This window comes from Paenibacillus sp. Y916, assembly GCF_056786435.1.
In genome coordinates this window covers 765,763-780,860 of sequence record NZ_JBXCJA010000001.1, presented here as the reverse complement: position 1 = coordinate 780,860, position 15,098 = coordinate 765,763, and the positions used below count along the sequence as shown (strand labels likewise).

The window sequence follows — 15,098 nt, the reverse complement described above, 5'->3', positions numbered from 1 at the left end:
TGTAGCAATACTTCTTGATTTCTACTTCGTCAAAACTCACTTCGAAAGCATTATCTTTAAAGTTTTGTAGCGTTACTTCACACCAAGATACTCCTTAATTCCGTCCACAATACCTTGGGCAACCCGATTTTGTAAGTTTTCGGTAAACATTGCTGATTCATCTGCTTTATTACTGAGATAACCTACTTCTAATAAAACAGCAGCCATCTTCGTTTCACGAATAACATGGAAGTTCCCATATCGAACGCCTCGATCTTTAAATCCTGTCGCTTTCACTAAATACTTATGCATGACTTTTGCAAATGCTATACTACTATCATTTTTATAGTATGTTTCACTTCCCGTAGCTGCAGACGAAGTGGAGCTGTTTGCATGTACAGATACAAAAACAGCCGCGTTCAAATCATTTGCAATTTTCACACGATCTTTTAACTCCAAGAAAGTATCATCATTTCGGGTTAAAACGAAATCTAGATTGGGTTCCTTCTTTAATAGTTGTCCTGTCTTAAGAGTAACAGCCAAATTGAAATCTTTTTCCCTCTTGCCTGTCACACTAATCGCCCCAGGATCTTGATTACCATGACCAGCATCAATAACTACAATCTTCTTCCCATTATCCCCTATAGGAAAAGATGGATCCGTTTCTGACGAATTCAGATCAACAATTAATACGTTACCCTCATTATACATTGTGTACTTCTTGGCATGATTCAAATCCATTACAATTCTCACTGTTGAAGGGGAATTATTAAATAATGAATATCTAATTTTCGTTAGATCTGGATAACCACTTACCGCGAAACCACCTTGCATATGAGCGTTAAGTTCATGGGTCGCTCCATATGTATCTGAGAAATGGGCATCGGGTATATCAATGATAATACGATCGGGTGATTTCAATACAGACACCTTTGGTTTTACATTACCCGTAGTAGCGACCATCAAACGATTATCACTAAAACTCATACCATCAATAGTTGCGAGTCCGTTGTTCTCCCCAGGACCAGGCGCAGGTTGACCTTCATTTATATCTCCTGACCCTTTATCTGGTGAAAGCAAATATACTGTTTTGGATGTATTATCCCAATCCACTTGAATTCCCATTTGCTCACTAACAAATCTAATGGGCACCGAGACGGTATCATTTTTCAATATAGGAGCCGTTGACAATGTGGATTTATTACCGTCCACCCAGGCGATCTTGTTATTAACTGCCAACTGTAGCGTTGTATCTTTGTTCTTTATAGTTACCGTGCGCTCTTTTTGCTCCCATATGACTTCAAATCCTAGATTTTCCGAGACAACACGAATTGGAATCATTATATTGTTATTCACATTCTCAATTTTTACATTTGACGCAAACACAAGTTCCTTACCGTTCAAATATACATTTGAATGTCCTGAAGCCGCTTGTCCCTTGTTTGGAAATGCCATAACAAAGATGATTATAAACAATAGAAAGCTAAATTTCTTCATCATTCACCCTACCATTCCTAAAATTTTGTATTTCTAATCCAACTATTTCCCTCTCACTTCCTTTCCTCGGACAACTATTAGACGTAATTTCGCTATAAAGGTTGCGAAAATCTTCCTTTTTATCGACAAAGAACCCAAAAGCAGATTCGCTCTCAGGTCCTTCATTCTATATTATGTCAATTTAATTCATTTCTCTTAGTTTGAAGCTTCGTCTCGAACCATAGGATGTTCCAATTCAACATGTCCCATAAGACTATCAACAGACTTATTATCTACTAGCAGTTCGATGCTTTTCACTTCATCAAATTGGAACAAGGTGTTCTTCAAGGCTGTTAGTGCAAAACTCTCTCCGCCTGATCCTAACCTTGCTTCATCCGGCATGTGAATATCCAACGTAATGCCACCCGCATCGAAAGAGATCGACTTCAGTTCAATCTTGCCCCATAGCGGAATTAGATCAGGATTGTTACTAGATTGCAATGCTTTAAACGCAGAATCATATTTCTCAACTTGATCAGAAAAACTAATCTCCTGCTTTACTTGTACAAGTCCCTCCACTTGAGGATCCGTGAAATAGACTGCAATCTCCTCACTTGAGACGGAATCAGTAGACTTTGTTACGGTATCCTTGTCCACTAGTTTATCTCCTTCTGCAACATCTACAACAGTCTCCTGACCATCCGTGCTAGCATTTACTGTTGGAGGAGTAACCTTTTCTTTTGAAGTCGATGAGATTTCTTGGTCTTGCGTAGTGCTTGATCCTTGAACAGTACCGCCTTCTGTCATTGGCTTCTGTCCACACCCCGTTCCAATAACGATCAATAAAGACAATATGAATATACAGCTTATTCTTTTATACAATATAAGCACATCCTTCGGGAGAAATCACTTCGTTTCTATATTTAAATACTCTTTAATTCCATCCACAATAGCCTGTGCAACTCGATTCTGCAAGTCATCCGTAAATAATACAGCTTCATCAAAGCTATTACTTAAGAACCCAATTTCTAGAAGCGAAGCAGCCATTGTCGTCTCTCTGATGACATGGAAGTTCTCATTCTTAACGCCACGATCCTTTAAGCCCGTAGCTTTAATAAGATACTTATGAATACTAGTTGCCAGTTCTTTACTCTCTGACCGATTATAATAATATGTTTCCGTTCCGTTAGGACTTGATGATGTATTGCTATTCCCATGAATAGAAACAAATACATCTGCTTGTAATTGATTGGCTAGTACTGCACGTTCCGATAAAGTTGGATATACATCGCTATCCCTAGTCATGACAACTTCAATATTCGGTTCGTTAAGGAGAATGGCCTGAACTTTCAATCCTACAGACAAGTTAAAGTCCTTCTCACGCTTTTTCGTGACACTCGAAGCACCAGGATCTGACCCTCCATGTCCAGGATCAATTACGACAAGCTTACGACCAGTATGACCTGAATCAATGATTGCATCTTCTTCATATCCAGCTTCATCTTCAGAAACATTCAAATCGATAACAACGATATTAGAACCAAAATCTTGATTCAATCGAAACTTTTGAGCAGCATTCAGACCCATTACGATACGAACCGTATTCGGATCACGAGAGAATAAAGAATACTTCACTTCAGTTACATTAGGATATACGCTAGGGTCCAATGTGTCCAATGCACCCTGCAATGTTGTATCTAGGGGTTGAATTGAAGAAAATGTATCAGCGAATATGGTGTTAGGCAAATCTACCACAATCCGATCAGGATTGCTTAATGTCATAATTTTAGGTTTTACCTCATGGTCCAAAGATATGATAAGTTGATTATTAACAAGTTCTATTCTGTTAAGCGTCCTGTTAGTCTTATCAGCAGGATCTACTAGCGGCGTAGTTACAGATGGATTAGTCTCATTCGGTACAGTTAACGCAGGTAAATCTACTTTTACATCTGTATCCGTATTGGCTTGTCCATTGTCAACAGAACCAGGTTCAGCACTTGTCAGATAAACCGTCTTATCTGTATTATCCCAACTCACAGTCAGTCCCATTTGCTCACTCACGAAACGAATCGGAACAAGAACCGAATTATTCTTCACTTGAGGTGCAGTATTAAGAATAACCTGCTTCCCATCAACAGTTACCTCATCCTTATCGACAGTAAGTAAAATCACTTTTGAATTTTGCTGAATTGTAACACTTTTTTCTTGTTGATTCCAATCTACATTAAATTTCAGATTCTCCACAACGACACGAATCGGAATCATCACGTTATCATTAACTACTGCTACTTGAACATTGTCTGGCATCGTTATTTCGTTACCATCCAGAATGATCTTTGACTGAACTGCCGCCGCCTTGCTTTCGCTCGGACAAACGACAAGAAAGAACATACACAACAACAATAAAAAACTAAATTTCTTCATTATCCACCCCGGTTGTAAATATTTCCTCTTAAACAAACCTTTTTACCCTCTTTTTTACCAATATAGACACTATTCTATCTAATGTTCTGAAACTCCTGCTTTTCTTTCATTTTTTCTTCAAAAAAAAGATAACCAGCTCTTTAAGCTGATTATCTTTTATATAATAGATTCAAAAAGTTTCATTTCACTTCAAAATAAGCTACCTGTTACTAATGTTATGAGACAAGCTTCAACCCTATCGCTGCACCTAAAACCATTGAAATAAAAACAATTCTTTTCCAATCCTTGGATTCTCCATACAGGAGCATTCCTATTATCGCTCCACCTGACGCCCCGATACCTGTCCAAATGGCATATACTGTACCCATCGGAAGTGTTGTCATCGCAAACGCAAGTAATACAAAACTCGCCCCAAATCCAACCATTAACAAAACGATCGACTGCCAATTACGGTCTCTATGCAATTTACTTATCATAGCAACACCAATCATCTCAAATATTCCTGCGAAGATTAAAGATACCCAAGCCATTAGGAATCAGCCCCTTCCTCTGTTTTGTCCTCTGTTACTAATTTCAAACCAATAACACCAGCCAATAATAGTAGTATCAGAAGTATTTTCGCTATTTTAATAGGTTCACCAAAAAAGAAGGTTTCGGATAACACAGTACCCGCCGTACCCATCCCTACAAATACGGCATATACCGTCCCAACGGGAAGCTTTTTCCCTGCCATAATTAATAAATAGAAACTAATAATAATAGATATAATAGTTCCTATCCATGTCCAAACATCATCAGCATGTTTTAATCCTATGACCCAAAATACTTCAAAGAACGCTGCAATCATGACCTTTATCCACTCTTTATTCATTTCATTTCACTCCTTAGATTTATATTCCTCAAAAAAGACACAAAAATAACCTGGGCGACAACTGTTACACAGTTTCTCCCAGGCTTTTATCCTTCCGTGACATAGCAGAGCTATGAGTTTTCTCTCGGACCAGACCAACTATTGTTGCGGAACCCTAGAAAACATTTAATATTGAATTCGAAGTACTTCAATTAGATTATAACACCATTATCTCTTTTTTGCTCAAATGCTGTAATTGCTGCTTCATGTTGAAGCGTTAGTCCAATATCATCTAGACCTTGAAGTAGGAATTGACGACGGTGCTCATCAATTTGGAAATCGATGTGTAGACCGAAATCATCATTCAACGTCTGCTTCTCTAGATCAACATGCAACTGATAACCTTCATTCTTAGCTGTACGTTGGAATATATCTTCCACTTGTTCTTCAGACAACTTGATAGGCAAGATGCTGTTCTTAAAGCAGTTATTATAGAAAATATCTGCAAAGGAAGGTGCAATGACACATTTGAAGCCATAATCCAAAATCGCCCAAGGAGCATGTTCACGTGATGATCCACAACCAAAGTTGGCTCTAGACACAAGCACAGATGCACCTTGATAACGTGGTTTATTCAAATCGAAGCTATCGATGTTGTTACCTTGTTGATCGAAACGCCATTCATAGAACAAGAACTGACCAAATCCAGTACGCTCAATTCTTTTTAGAAACTGTTTAGGTATAATAGCATCCGTATCTACGTTAACACGATCTACAGGACCTACAATTCCTGTTAATTTAGTAAAAGCATCCATATGGTTAACTCCTCTCTTCTTTATACTTTAGTTGGCTACTTCCGAATTGAAGCTCCATTCACGAATATCTACGAATCTACCTTTGACAGCAGCGGCTGCTGCCATAGCAGGAGATACTAGATGCGTACGTCCTCCACGTCCTTGACGACCTTCGAAGTTACGGTTCGAAGTAGAAGCACAACGTTGTCCAGGCTCAAGAACGTCCGGATTCATTGCTAGACACATACTGCAACCTGCATCACGCCATTCAAATCCCGCTGCAGTGAAAATTTTATCAAGACCTTCTTCTTCTGCTTGAATCTTCACTCTACCAGAACCTGGTACGACGATTGCAGTAACTCTACCTGCTACACTATGACCTTTCGCCACAGCTGCCGCAGCACGTAAATCTTCGATCCGTCCATTCGTACATGAACCGATGAACACATAATCAATCTCAATGTCAGTCATTGGTGTACCTGGTTTAAGATCCATATATTCAAGTGCAGCTTCAGCAGCTTTACGTTCATTCTCAGTTGGCAATTCTGACGGTACAGGAACTTTCGAAGTAATATCCGTTCCCATTCCAGGGCTAGTACCCCAGGTTACTTGTGGGATCAATGAATCGACATCGAATTCCAATATCGTGTCAAACTCAGCATCTTCATCCGTACATAATTGCTTCCAAGCTTCAACAGCCTTGTCGAAGTCTGCACCTTGAGGTACATGCTCACGTCCACGCAAATAGTCGAATGTAGTCTGGTCTGGCGCGATCATCCCTGCTCTAGCTCCACCTTCGATGGACATATTACAGATCGTCATGCGCTCTTCCATCGTTAATGAAACGATCGAATCACCTGTGTATTCAATAACATAGCCTGTAGCGAAATCTGTACCATACTTAGCAATAACTCCTAGAATCATATCTTTCGCTGTCACACCTAAATTACGTTTCCCAGTGAAACGAATTTCCATCGTCTTCGCCTTGGATTGTTGCAAGCATTGCGTAGCCAATACGTGTTCAACTTCACTTGTACCGATACCAAAAGCCAAAGCCCCGAAAGCACCGTGAGTTGAAGTATGGCTATCTCCACATACAATCGTCTTCCCTGGATTCGTAAGTCCAAGCTCTGGGCCCATTACATGGACTACCCCTTGTTCAATACTATCAAGGTCGTATAATTTCACTCCGAAATCGCGACAGTTCTGTGACAAAGTATCAATTTGTTGCTTAGAGATTGGATCTTTAATATTGAAACGATCTTTCGTAGGAACGTTATGATCCATCGTTGCAAAAGTCCGTTCAGGACGGCGCACCTTGCGTCCGCTTAAACGTAGTCCTTCAAATGCCTGTGGAGATGTCACTTCATGAACAAGATGCAAGTCGATATATATGATACTCGGTTTGCCTTCTTCTTGATGAATGACGTGATTGTCCCAAATTTTCTCAAACATTGTCTTTTTACTCATCATATTCACCCCATCTTAAATTCGAACTTTGGAAGATTTGCCTCTACTTATGAGGCGTCACTTGATTAATCACAATAATATCATCAAACCATTCATTGTTCCAAGATATAATATCTATAAACGCTATAGGTTTAAACTATAACATATGTGAGGCTTATATTATACGATCTCTATCTACTATGGTTACTAGATCTGATTATTGGATTCATCTTTGTAGAGGTGTAGGAATACACTCCTACACCTCCACTTTTTAATATAATAATAATTTGTTTATAACTCATCTTAATAAAGTTGAACTGCTCTATTCTATAACAGTCCAATTTTTCTGATCATCATCCTCTATAATCCCGAACGTAACATCTACAATGTCCGGATCTTGTAATACAAGATTTCGAATATCGAATTTAATATCATCTGCCTCAGCAAGGGTGAAACCTTTTTGTAGCTCGATCAGACCATCTGCATGATAGTAACGCCCTTCTTGCATAATCCGTAAAGAATAAATATCTTTCACATGTGGTGCTTGAAGTATAATATTCGAAATTCTTGTTTCTATTTCCTGTGGTGCTGCTATTCCAATCAGACCAACCATATTGTCGTAACCCACTTTAAAAGCAACTCCGACCATAAGCACACCAATTAGAATTGTAGTTATCCCGTCCAAATAGGGCGACGCTACAAGTGAAGTAACAACAATCGATATAAGTGTAAGAAGTGCACCTGTCACAGCTACAAGATCCTCATAGAATACCAACCTTGTTGGGGGTGCTGCACGACTAACATTTTTAAGCGCTACCGTTACAATCGCCAGACCTTTGGCCTCTACTCGAGCTTCATGGTGAATTTCTTTCATCGCTTTATACAGAATAGCCCCGTCAACGGCAACATTAATTACGAGTACACCCACACTTAACCAGAAGTATCCTTTACTCTGCTCTGGATGCTGGATTAAATGTATCCCTTCGAGTATCGTTTCGTATGCTATAACGGTAACGACAAGGACTGCAATCATACAGAAAATGTTGATCACACGCCCGAAGCCGGTTGGGAAACGTCGTGTAGCTTTTTTTTCCGAGAGTACACTTCCGACAAATACAAAGCCTTGGTTAATCGCATCAGCAAGTGAATGCATAGCCGACGCAAACATCGTTCCGCTGCCGCTCAATGTTGCAGCAACCGTCTTAATTCCAGCTAGCACTGCATTACCAGTCATAGCAATCGCAGACGATTTGTTTCCTTTTTTTATTAACTGCCAAAGTGTTTCTTTGTCTGTGGATACTGGTCTCATAGTTCCTCCTAAATATTGGCAAGTGATGTTATTTAATTTATTCTATTTAGATCTCCCATATTGCTTAGCATAAGAAACGATGACTTTATAATTTTTTTTATCCTTCATGTTCCTTAAGGGATAAAATTGGGGTCTCGTATTCACTTCCAGAATCCACGGTTTTTTCATAGAATCCAAAGCCACATCCAACCCTAATTCCTTGAATCCCTTTTTATGTTGATCGAAGTTATTTCCTACGGAGACACCCAACTTCTTCAATCTTGTTTCCATATGTTTAATTTCGTCTGTATTGTACCCTGCTCCTGACATCGTTTGATGTAAATACCCGATTCTCCCGCCTTGATTATAGTTTGTCGCCACCTTACCAGTCTTCCCTATTTTCGCGAAGATAGCACTGCTAATCCATTTTCCTTTGTTCGTATTCTGGACCATAACACGAATGTCGAAGGGGTTTCCTTTCGCTTTTCATTTAATTGGTCGGTTATACACCACACCACCTACACATTGCTGTCAGCAAGCGTATGGTCACATGAAAAAACCTCCAAATTGGAGGTGAATGAGTTACTTATTTTCATAACGTAATAAGCCTTAGTTCATAAAAATACTGTACAATGGGATGCTTTAACTTCATCTTCTCGGTCATGTTTAAAATCCGCTTCTTTCCAACTCGTCTGTCCACCAAAGCTAGAATATTCAATAAGATATCATCGCTCTCTAGGCTTTCCTCTATTGAAGTGGATAAATACTTATTCGCTACAACGTTAAAATTTGATTTACTTAATGATGACTGTGCTGACAAAAGATCTTTAGCATATTGCGAAATTATTCTACCTCTTGCAATTACTCTTAGACGATCCTCCGGAACTATTCCCTTGGTATCTTTTCTGACCGATTCAATTTCTTCATTGTTGATAGGAATTTGGATATCTGAATCATTCTTAATTTCCAGCTCCGTCTGATACCATCTAATTGAGGTAGTTCTATCATTCATATTAAGTACGTTCTTTTTATCTACCGCAATATAACAAGTTCCTGCTTTATCAGGTAAATAACGGTAGCTGGTTGCACGGTATTCGACCCTTCCATATAACGCTGGACAGAGAAAACTCTCCAGTTGTTGCTTCAATTTACTCCAGGACATGTAATCCTCCTATGTTTTAAAATTCATAATACTAGATCTAATCCCTCAGAACCTTAACCATCCACGGAAACTTCTGGCAGCATAATAAGATTCTGCTCCATTGTGGTACATAAACACTGTATCGTATCGACGATCACAGAATATAGCCCCGCCTAGCTTTCTAATGTGTTCAGGTGTATGCACCCAACTCGATGTTTTAGTATCAAAACTGCCTAGTTTCTGCAGATCTCGATATTGTTCTTCTGTTAGAATCACAATTCCCATTTCATTAGCCATATCCATAGCGCTGTTTTTTGGCTTGTGTTCCTTCCTAGATTCCAGTGCTTCGCGGTCGTAACAAATACTTCTACGACCCTTAGGACTTTCCGCTGAACAATCATACATAATGTATTCGTCCTTCTCAGTCTCATGACCGACAACATCTGGCTCACCACCGGTTTGTTCCATTGCATGAAGCGAACACAATTTTTCAGCATTCGCTTCTAGTTTTGCTTGTACGTGAGCCCATTCCATTCCTTCATGGCGATTCATATTTTTCTCGAAACGGGCTTGCAATATTTTGACTAGTTCTTCTTGTTGTTCTGGTAACAACGTTTTATTTTCATTTATCATCCTAATTCTCCTCATATTCCATATACCTTTTATTGAAATAGCTGACACTTGGCTATCCCGCTTCATTCGCGATTTGACCGATTGAGCAATCATGGCGCTCCAGCAGCTATTGCTTAGCGAGTTGCAGTCTACATCTTGTAATAAACTCCATGAGTGTAATCGACATGGTCTGTTTGAATAACTTGCAGAAATAGTGAGGGCTGACATCCGCTTTGCTTGACCAATATTCGAGTAGAAAAGGTTCAGTACATGTATAACACCACCCTTTCATGTCAACTCACACGCTAACCGTTTTCTTCATCTTTATAAGTTTGATTTCAATAATTTGTTTTTGATAAGTAAGGGCTTCTTAATTCCCCTATAAAATAAAAATGCCCCAACCTGGGACACATTGTGAAGAGGTGCGGTTGGGAACTGTTGCTTATATAATAAATCAGTTGTTGAACAATCGTCAACAATTCAATTCTTATCACCACTTTAAAATATTTCATTAATTATTTATTGACCACATAAGTATCGGCCATCATATCGTGCAGTCCCCTTTTTTTAGCGTGGAAGGCTACCATAATATATCCTACTTAGACATAAGCCACCAGACAGGAGCTGTGCAAGAAAACGTCCACATGAATGTACATAGGTTAAACGATTACCATGCACATCTACTATTTTAGCACCGATAGCCATTTTCCCAAAAGTCCCCTGCAGGTTGGTCGAGGGCCAGTATGTATAGTAAAAGACACCTATTAAAATTTCAATTAAAAACTTAGTACGTAAAAAATATAGAAATATGCTTAGGATCAACGAATCCAGAAAAAATGTAAAAACACGGCGCCAAAATCCAACATATAGCGATACCTGCGGGCTATACACTATTTCTTGGCGAATTATATTCGGTTGCTGAATGTTATGTAGAATGGGAGTCGGTGAACTAGGATTTTTACTATTACCTTCTTCTACATAATTAAATTTCAAAGTAATAATCTCATTGTTTCATATATCATTATATGTTTGAAGTCCTACTTACAGTTTTCGACAACGGACCCTTAATATCCTTCCAATCATTGTAATTTAAAGTAGCACTGCATCATCCGCTGCCACGACTAGAAACTTTTTAAGTTCCTTATCAAAGATAACCCTCTACAATTATGTAGACACTGTTTAACGAAAAGTACATTGTCATTCCTACTGGAAAATGTATTGTAGTGAGGATTGCCTTGCTAGTTGTAGTGATAAGTTAATTTAACCCATCAGCATTTCATCCACCCAAGTTCGTAAAGAGTTCATATCCTGACCAGGTGTAAGTCCAATCGCCCCCATATGGTGTTTTTCCTGAAAAGCATTGGAGAAGTAACGAAGCTCATCACTTTTGACGGGGGTTATAATAAATACGCTTTGTACCGCACGTTCGTCGTTTCGTCGCAATAGAATACCGTCCCGGTATTTATGCATTTCACCTAATGCCGTACCTAGATTCGTTGCTACACGGTACTTAGGATCCAATATGAATATCCGCTCTTCTGCTTCTATTACGATATCGGGCTTCATTTGCTGTGTAAAGGTGTAGAAATTCGGCGAATTATACTGATATACCCGTTGGTAGTATAGACGCATACCATTAGTCAAATGGACAACGCTGTCGTTGTGCTCAGATATATGAAGAAATAATCCATCCAGGGTGGTTTTGAACAAACTACTACTGTCTTTGAGCAGCCCCTTTTCTCTGAAAATCTTAACCAATTGCATATAGCACCATATCTCATAGAGTGTGAAAGTTTCTTTCAAGGGATAACTGTATTCAAAACCGATTCGTTCGTCCCCATGCTTATACAGTCGATCAAACCATTGATAGATCTGCCGATATGTCGAATGCTTGCGAAACACCTGTGAAATATGTATTGACCCTCGGAATGGATGAACTTCTTTAAAAAGAGGGTCTCGCAACCAATAGCTCACTCTATCCATAAAGATTTGCGCTTTTTCCATATATATACCAGACTCCTGTTTTCCATAAAGCACAAGCAGGTGCCTTAGCTCCATTAGCCACCGTTTTACAACGCTATTCTCATACTTATTGAAGCTGTCTTTCCGAATTGACGTATTCACCATTTCTGGGATGGTTCCCGTTGCACTACGACTTCTATTTCGTTCCAACCACGCCATTGTTGATGTATCTATTATTTTCACACATTCTCGTCTCATCTGTTGTTCATGCCCTTGAAGGATCCGAACTGGCTGTGCTAGAATCTGACGGACGATATTTGCGAGCGAATTAAAAGTAGCAATCAGATAGCTCCACTGAGCCAATGAAAGTCCACGGGAATATTGCTCAGCCTCAATACCTGTTCCAACACCTGAGTATTCAAAACAAAGGGGGGCTTCTTTTAAAATGTCGCTAAGCATCAGGTTATACTGCTCTTCTGTCATTTTTCGTGAATCAGGATAAATGTAAGTGCCTACCATCTCACCATTGATTTCAAAAGATGCATGGCCGCTATGAAATGGCATGGTTAATATACCATGAAACTCACCTTCCTCTTGCGAATGGGGGAATTGCTGTAATCCGCAAAATCGGAATGAAAGTGACTTTTCTTGATTGGAAATAAATTTCCAATCATAAGTCAAAGCCTCGATTAGATAGGCTTCATCTAGATTTACCCAAGGCTCTCCTGATTGTCGGATTAGAAATCTACCGCCAGAATTGAGTAGCCCCATAACGAATTAACTCCTCCTCCATACGCTGTATATGCTTGAAGCTTTCTGAATCTTCACCAAGGTGGGTTTTGAATGTTTTTTCTAATTCCGTAAGCAAATCTGATATTCGGTCATCTCCTCGGAGCTTGGTTAGCATTTTCTCGGCTATGACCTGATCAAGCATCGTCTTCCTAGACGCTTGATGCTCTACGTCCAGTTCAAGATGTCGGCTCATCTTCTGAATCATTTCATTCATAGTCCGATAGCCAAAATGTAAGTGATAGGGTGCAAGCATGCTATGTAAGTGCATCAGATATGTAAATTCATTTTGCAATCCGACTTTAACCCCATCATCCACTCGGCTCCAAAAGGTTTCCAAATCCACATCGCTTAATGTCATAACAAACGCACGATCCAACACTTTGTCTGATATGCTATGAGTTGTTTCATCCACATTAATCGTGCCGATAATGTACAGATTAGGTGGAATACTAATCTTGGATGGAATACCATCCAAGTCGTTTCGATTATGAAGAGGTATTTCCTTATTTGACTCTACCCCGCTCAAATAATCACTTAAATAATACTCCACACGGGCAAGATTCATCTCATCCAATACAATAAAATGCGGCTTCTCCCGCTCTTCGTGAGCATGTAGAAGTGTTTCTAGAAACACCGTCATCATATATCGGTTTTCAAAGGAGCTGTAATAACCAAACAAAGCAGTCCCATCTGTCCAATCCGGTCGTACAGGAATAATAGATAAGTAAGGATTCTCATCTTCATAAGACAGTCCATATACTGCATTCGCGTACAATTTGGCCAATTGAGTTTTTCCTGTTCCCGAAATCCCGCTCAGAATGACAAAATGTTTGTTGTCCAGAGCCGTCAAATTCAAATGCAAATCACGGATCAAGTCCTTATTGAACGTCAACGAGCAGTTTTGAATAGCGTCATAAATGACCGAAAAGTTAAAATTACTATTATATACACCGGTTTCCAGTAGTTGAATTTCTTCCGGAAGTCCCTCGTCCAATTTATCAACGAATTCGGACTTATCCTCCAACAAATGAATACCACGACCACTAACATGGGCAAAAAGTAGTGCCGCAGTGACTAACTTCCCTTTTATATTCACCAGATCCTCTTTAAACTTTTGCTCTGAGTTAATATACGTCGCTATATAATATTCTTTCTCATTACGTACCTTGATCCCTTGCTGCTGCAGCAGTTGTAATGCTTGCAGCTTCAGTTCCTCATTATTCTGATTTTGTGTACGAAATGACTTTGGAATCCACCACTCCTGGCGGTCTTCCCCAAGAAGGGAACGAACACTCGCGTAGATGTGATTATGTGCCCCTATATCAACTGCCATCATAGGTATGTTAGAAGCAAATCCCTCGTGGTAATCAGTGTATGCAATGCAACCTTGCACGATGGATTGCCCCTCCTGCTTCAACGAAAAAAACTGTCTACGAGTACCCGATTTCTCTTTCTCAACAGGGTTATAAATAATCTGGTATGTATTACCGAGTAACGAAACTTGATGGGGGGCTTCGAGTGATGCAATTAAGTCAAATATATGCGATGTTTGTGAATGTTCTCGCTTATCATTCACCACATATTCTCTGATAGATGACGTCTGTTCCCATATCCTTTTAAATAGGTTCATAATGTTGGTAGTCTCAAGTTCCCCTTCAAGTGGGAGCGATATTCCGAAATAAATCCACGGTCTGGTTCTTGGCTTAACCATTTCTCGTAAGGTCTGTTCCAACTCCGATCGTTCAATCTCTTCCCTCGTAAATGAATTGGTTCGAATAAACGTCTTAATATCGGCATCCAAATCTCCCAGCATAGAAGCTAATCTATTATCTTTCACAAGTTCATAAATCTGATAAAAGCTTGTTTCAATATATATATACACGCGATTCTCGACTCCGTTAAACTCCAATGTCAGCAAATTAACTTCCTTAGATCCTATCTTCTGTGTAATTTGTGCAAAAAACCTTTTACCAATAGAAGTATCCTTCTTTGCCTCAGCATACTTCGGATTCAATGAATCGTAATACGTGGTCATTAATGTCTGTCCGTATGTAGCGATCCTATAATCCTGAACATTGAACGTTCGTGCCGCTTCATCCAATTCTGCATTCCATACCCCATCCATCAAGTCATTGACTGTCTTACAGCGTTCTGCCGTATTTGCAATATCAAATATGCGTTGATACTCCGTTAAGTTAATCATTATAAACTCCTTAGTTTGTTTAGTAGTACTTTAGACTTATTCCACAATTCAACTTGAATTCCCTTTATTCGACAGTGTATTCATTGATTATACACTACACTGCAGACATAGGTCTGTCAGCGAGTATA

The 15,098-nt window shown here is 39.3% G+C and carries 13 protein-coding genes, 1 pseudogene and 1 riboswitch; all 14 genes and pseudogenes read right to left on the bottom strand.

Translation table 11 applies throughout. From position 1 onward, the window contains the following. Positions 1-72 precede the first annotated feature (72 nt). Positions 73-1,476: an N-acetylmuramoyl-L-alanine amidase family protein gene (locus AC1TO9_RS03685; protein ID WP_482055275.1), complete on the bottom strand. Its 1,404-nt coding sequence runs from the start codon at positions 1,474-1,476 to the stop codon at positions 73-75. 195 nt (positions 1,477-1,671) lie between these two features. After that, entirely contained in the window at positions 1,672-2,337 is a 666-nt protein-coding gene (locus AC1TO9_RS03680) for a GerMN domain-containing protein (RefSeq protein ID WP_482055173.1), read from the bottom strand. Positions 2,338-2,361: 24 nt separating this feature from the next. Next, positions 2,362-3,879, bottom strand: coding sequence for an N-acetylmuramoyl-L-alanine amidase (locus AC1TO9_RS03675; RefSeq protein WP_482058352.1), 1,518 nt, complete (start codon positions 3,877-3,879; stop codon positions 2,362-2,364). 215 nt (positions 3,880-4,094) lie between these two features. Next, complete coding sequence (locus AC1TO9_RS03670; protein WP_482055171.1) at positions 4,095-4,409, bottom strand: DMT family transporter; 315 nt, start codon at positions 4,407-4,409, stop codon at positions 4,095-4,097. After that, complete coding sequence (locus AC1TO9_RS03665; RefSeq protein ID WP_482055170.1) at positions 4,409-4,750, bottom strand: DMT family transporter; 342 nt, start codon at positions 4,748-4,750, stop codon at positions 4,409-4,411. The genes AC1TO9_RS03670 and AC1TO9_RS03665 overlap by 1 nt, the downstream gene beginning before the upstream one ends. Positions 4,751-4,823: 73 nt before the next feature. Further along, positions 4,824-4,919: riboswitch (guanidine-I (ykkC/yxkD leader) on the bottom strand. A gap of 22 nt (positions 4,920-4,941) precedes the next feature. Continuing rightward, complete coding sequence (leuD, locus tag AC1TO9_RS03660) at positions 4,942-5,544, bottom strand: 3-isopropylmalate dehydratase small subunit (protein ID WP_482055169.1); 603 nt, start codon at positions 5,542-5,544, stop codon at positions 4,942-4,944. Positions 5,545-5,571: 27 nt separating this feature from the next. Further along, on the bottom strand, positions 5,572-6,993 hold the full coding sequence (leuC, locus tag AC1TO9_RS03655) for a 3-isopropylmalate dehydratase large subunit (RefSeq protein ID WP_482055274.1): 1,422 nt from the start codon (positions 6,991-6,993) through the stop codon (positions 5,572-5,574). Between the two features lie 301 nt (positions 6,994-7,294). Continuing rightward, positions 7,295-8,281, bottom strand: coding sequence for a cation diffusion facilitator family transporter (locus tag AC1TO9_RS03650; protein ID WP_482058351.1), 987 nt, complete (start codon positions 8,279-8,281; stop codon positions 7,295-7,297). A 42-nt stretch (positions 8,282-8,323) separates the two neighbouring features. After that, positions 8,324-8,731: pseudogene (locus AC1TO9_RS03645) on the bottom strand (YheC/YheD family protein); the annotation flags it as partial. Between the two features lie 121 nt (positions 8,732-8,852). Beyond that, complete coding sequence (locus AC1TO9_RS03640; protein WP_482058350.1) at positions 8,853-9,422, bottom strand: SF0329 family protein; 570 nt, start codon at positions 9,420-9,422, stop codon at positions 8,853-8,855. Between the two features lie 45 nt (positions 9,423-9,467). Then, entirely contained in the window at positions 9,468-10,034 is a 567-nt protein-coding gene (locus AC1TO9_RS03635) for a DUF4256 domain-containing protein (protein WP_482058349.1), read from the bottom strand. A 546-nt stretch (positions 10,035-10,580) separates the two neighbouring features. Beyond that, on the bottom strand, positions 10,581-10,904 hold the full coding sequence (locus tag AC1TO9_RS03630; RefSeq protein ID WP_482058411.1) for an RDD family protein: 324 nt from the start codon (positions 10,902-10,904) through the stop codon (positions 10,581-10,583). Between the two features lie 369 nt (positions 10,905-11,273). After that, positions 11,274-12,746, bottom strand: coding sequence for a DUF2357 domain-containing protein (locus AC1TO9_RS03625; RefSeq protein ID WP_482058348.1), 1,473 nt, complete (start codon positions 12,744-12,746; stop codon positions 11,274-11,276). Continuing rightward, a complete protein-coding gene (locus AC1TO9_RS03620) occupies positions 12,721-14,970 on the bottom strand; it encodes an McrB family protein (protein ID WP_482058347.1) in 2,250 nt (749 codons plus the stop codon). The genes AC1TO9_RS03625 and AC1TO9_RS03620 overlap by 26 nt, the downstream gene beginning before the upstream one ends. Positions 14,971-15,098 lie beyond the last annotated feature (128 nt).

What these genes read in the sequence shown, in the direction of transcription:
- AC1TO9_RS03685 (WP_482055275.1), bottom strand. Translation starts at nt 1,476, where the DNA reads ATGAAGAAATTTAGCTTTCTATTGTTTATAATCATCTTTGTTATGGCA.
- AC1TO9_RS03675 (WP_482058352.1), bottom strand. Translation starts at nt 3,879, where the DNA reads ATGAAGAAATTTAGTTTTTTATTGTTGTTGTGTATGTTCTTTCTTGTC.
- AC1TO9_RS03670 (WP_482055171.1), bottom strand. Translation starts at nt 4,409, where the DNA reads ATGGCTTGGGTATCTTTAATCTTCGCAGGAATATTTGAGATGATTGGT.
- AC1TO9_RS03665 (WP_482055170.1), bottom strand. Translation starts at nt 4,750, where the DNA reads ATGAATAAAGAGTGGATAAAGGTCATGATTGCAGCGTTCTTTGAAGTA.
- leuD (WP_482055169.1), bottom strand. Translation starts at nt 5,544, where the DNA reads ATGGATGCTTTTACTAAATTAACAGGAATTGTAGGTCCTGTAGATCGT.
- leuC (WP_482055274.1), bottom strand. Translation starts at nt 6,993, where the DNA reads ATGAGTAAAAAGACAATGTTTGAGAAAATTTGGGACAATCACGTCATT.
- AC1TO9_RS03650 (WP_482058351.1), bottom strand. Translation starts at nt 8,281, where the DNA reads ATGAGACCAGTATCCACAGACAAAGAAACACTTTGGCAGTTAATAAAA.
- AC1TO9_RS03640 (WP_482058350.1), bottom strand. Translation starts at nt 9,422, where the DNA reads ATGTCCTGGAGTAAATTGAAGCAACAACTGGAGAGTTTTCTCTGTCCA.
- AC1TO9_RS03635 (WP_482058349.1), bottom strand. Translation starts at nt 10,034, where the DNA reads ATGATAAATGAAAATAAAACGTTGTTACCAGAACAACAAGAAGAACTA.
- AC1TO9_RS03625 (WP_482058348.1), bottom strand. Translation starts at nt 12,746, where the DNA reads ATGGGGCTACTCAATTCTGGCGGTAGATTTCTAATCCGACAATCAGGA.
- AC1TO9_RS03620 (WP_482058347.1), bottom strand. Translation starts at nt 14,970, where the DNA reads ATGATTAACTTAACGGAGTATCAACGCATATTTGATATTGCAAATACG.